Here is a 3,517-nt window from a genome sequence, read left to right as displayed (position 1 = left end):
GACGAAGGCTATAGCGTTCCACTGACGCCGCTAGAACATCTCGCGCGAACGGTTTACGCCGATGATCCCGCCACTTTTTTTATGCCAAAGCGAGAGGGGATGCGGCCCAACGAAGTGGTAGCGCGGATGCAGAAAGCAGCGGCGGTGATGCAGTTCAAACTCGAAGGTCAATTGATCCAACGCAATCCACAATGGGGCTTGGATCATCGCCGCTTGTTACACCGGATCGACCACGCCCGCGGGACGATTGAAATTGATGGAAATACCTACGATTTGCGTGACAAGTTATTTCCCACGGTGGATCCAGAAAACCCGTACGAGCTGACGGCCGAGGAGTCGGCGTGTCTGGCTTGTTTGAAACACTCGTTTTTGGATAGCCAGAAACTGCAGGAACAAATGCGATTCATGGTTGGACACGGATCGATGTACTTGAGACGCGACGAATGTTTGATCTTTCATGGATGCGTGCCGGTGGATGCCGACGGTTCGTTCTTGCCATTGATGGTCGATGGGCATCCGCTGGCGGGACGCGAGCTGTTTGAAGGTATCGAAAAAGTGGTTCGCCGTGCCGTCGAAAAATCCGCCGAAGAAGACCTTGATTTTCTGTGGTACCTTTGGAGCGGTCCGCGATCGCCGCTGTTCGGAAAGGACCGGATTGCGACGTTGGAACGTGACTTCATTCAAGACAAAACACCGCACCGCGAGACCAAAGACCCTTATTTCTCGCTCATTCACGAAACCGATTTCTGCGACAAAGTGTTGGAGGAGTTTGGGATGGAAACCGAGGGCGGTTTGATCGTCAACGGTCACGTGCCGGTCAAGGTCGAAGAAGGAGAATCGCCGCTGAAACGTAGCGGCAAAGCGATCACGATCGACGGAGCGTTTTCGGAGGCGTATGGCGATTACGGATACACGTTGGTGCTCGAGCCGAATCGAATTGTCTTGGCGGAACATCATCATTTCGAGTCGGTCGATGCGGCGATTCGCGACGGGATCGACATCGTTCCTGCGGTCCAGGAGATCCGCGTGTTCGATAAACCACGGTCTACCCGCGATACCGAGCGAGGCCAACGGATTCGTTATCGAATCGAAATGCTCGATCGATTAATCGAAGCCTATCAAACGAATCGTCTACACCAACAAGCAACCAGCACCAGTCAGTAATCGCGAAAGCCAGGTTGATTTGCTACCTGGCGTTATTCCAGAAGTGCATGATGCGACGAATCCGCGAACGCGTCGCTTTGCAAACGATCCGTTGTGACGCTGGATACCTTTGTCGAGCGGGAACCGGGATAGTGCACCCTAGCCATAACGTCGTTTCCGGAACGTATCCAAGTTTGCCACGGTGTTGCCCACCGTCTAGCGAAGGTCGCTACATCGAAGACAAAATCGGTTAGACGTAATGAACGACTCGCGTTTCGATTCCGACACGTTCGCAGCGGGCAAACAATTCATCAACCAATTCCCGGTACCGTGTGGCGAAGGGTTTGCCATACTTTGCGTCACAATTAGAAAATGGAGCGTTCACACCGCGAGGATCAACTGCCGCTGCTAGGCGCGTCGCGTTGGGAATGATTGTTTGAAAAGGCGTGGGGATTCTCGTGAAGGGATCACGGACCATTTCGCGGTGAAGTGCAACTTGTTCGCGATACAGGGTCCATAGTGTCCCGAGGCCCGCGAGCTTGAAGCCATAACCAGCCATTCGTTTAACCAGATTTGCCGATCCTCGTACCGACAATTGATCGGGGACGCACGGGATGACGTAGCCGTCCGCGATCCGCAGGAACATTTTGACTTGCATTGCAATGCTTGGAGGGCAATCGACAAGCACGATATCGTAGTGGGTGCTAAGCCAGCGTTCTACTTTTCGCATTTGTCGTGCGAGATAGGTTTGCAACCCGCGTTCGGTTGCGTAGGAGCGGCAAATCCGGCGTGAGCGTGCCACGTTGCTCGAAAAGTCGTCGATGCGAAACGAGCACGGAACCACGGACAGATTGTCAGTCGCTGTCTGCACTGACGATGCGTTGGGCAATGCAAATTTTGGCAATTCAACTGCGTCGAAATTGACATCAGCCATTGCCAGAAACATATCGTGCAGTGTTTTCTTTGTCCGCTCGGCCATCAGCATGCGAGACTGACCGACTAACAGTTCGCCGGCCATGCTTTGATGATCCGCGTCAATGACGAGCACGCGCTGCCCCTGTTCGGCAAATGTTTCGGCAATGGCGACAGTCGAGGCAGTTTTGCCAACACCGCCTTTCAGGTTGATCATCAACAGGATGGGCACGATTTGACTCACAAGGGTGGGAAGGGAGCGATCGGGAGGGGCCGGGCGGAGACAGTTCGTGTCAAAGGTGCCAACGCCGATTTCTATCACCGGGTATCGGCTGCCCCCTGTGCGGGATGGAAGATTTTGCCTAAGCGGTACAAAACGCGCACAAGCGGAAACACCCGGGTTATCGGCACGACGAGATTAACGTGTGGATCCAAGACGCTACAAGAGTGTCGTCAAAGTGAACAACACGTTACGCCGAAAAGGTGCGAGATGGCTCTTAAGGCCAGAACGCTGATATGAGAAGAGGATGCCGGATATTGGGGGAGAGTCTAACCTCCGGCGTAGCCGGCAGTAACTTTCTACCGACGAGGAGCCCGCGATTTTAAAATTCTGAACGTCTGGTTCCCCTGGCTTCCGCCGGGCTTGTCCCGGTCGGAGCGACAACTGGCAGCTACCCAACAAAGCCCCCCGATGCCTCTGAGTTTGCCCCGCGACACGCCTCCGGCGTTTCGCGGGGCAAGCTCAGGAAGATTCGGATAGGACAATCGTAGTTGCCAGTTGTTATCCCGCCGGGACAAGCCCGGTCGGAAATTCGTGACTTCCACAACTTAATTACGGCACGGACGAATTACATCCACTTTGGTAGTGGGACTCGCCAGGGTTCCTGGTGTTTCAACAGCAAAAATGGGAATTCTGGCGAATCCCACTACTTGAGCATTTACTTTGGTAGCGGCACGGCGCGAGCCGTCCGGTTGAGGCGAGTGAAACGTTCGGTTTAGACCGGGCGGCTTGCGCCGCTCCGCTACCAATCCATAGGATTAGTACGAAATTCGCTGGCGCTTCACTGCGATTTCTATTACGAATGAGTTTCGTAACGCTCAATGATCTTGTCCAGATAGTTTCCTTGGTCGCTAGCCCAGTGCTCTTCGGAAAAGATTTCGACTTCGATCCAGCCCTCGAATCCTGCGGCCTCGACCTCCGCTCGAATACCTCGAACGTCGATGCAGCCGTCGCCCATCAAAGCGCGGTCGGTTAACAAGTCGCGTGTCGGAACTCGCCAATCACAGACGTGAAAACCGAACAAACGCCCCGCTTCGCCGATTAACTTGATTTCGCGACTCAGATCCGGATCCCACCAAACATGATAGACGTCGACCGCAACGCCCACGAAGGGGTTGGCAAACGAATCGCAGATCGTGCGTGCCTCGGCGATCCGGTTGATACAGCTTTTGTCCCCGGCGT

The 3,517-nt window shown here is 54.3% G+C and carries 3 protein-coding genes; 1 reads left to right on the top strand and 2 read right to left on the bottom strand.

What is annotated here, in order from left to right; all coding sequences use genetic code 11:
- Window positions 1-1,164, top strand: a 1,164-nt coding sequence (locus RMSM_RS09230; protein ID WP_040764953.1) for a fructose-bisphosphatase class III, incomplete at its 5' end; no start/stop codon positions are given.
- 229 nt (window positions 1,165-1,393) lie between these two features.
- Here the strand turns inward: RMSM_RS09230 and RMSM_RS09225 are convergent.
- On the bottom strand, window positions 1,394-2,287 hold the full coding sequence (locus RMSM_RS09225) for a ParA family protein (RefSeq protein ID WP_052031560.1): 894 nt from the start codon (window positions 2,285-2,287) through the stop codon (window positions 1,394-1,396).
- An 844-nt stretch (window positions 2,288-3,131) separates the two neighbouring features.
- On the bottom strand, window positions 3,132-3,517 hold a 386-nt coding region (locus tag RMSM_RS09220; protein WP_040764952.1), incomplete at its 5' end, for a sugar phosphate isomerase/epimerase family protein.

It is taken from the genome of Rhodopirellula maiorica SM1 (assembly GCF_000346295.1).
GTDB lineage: Bacteria > Planctomycetota > Planctomycetia > Pirellulales > Pirellulaceae > Novipirellula > Novipirellula maiorica.
Note: the sequence above shows the minus strand (reverse complement) of the source record. Positions and strands in the feature narration are given on the sequence as shown.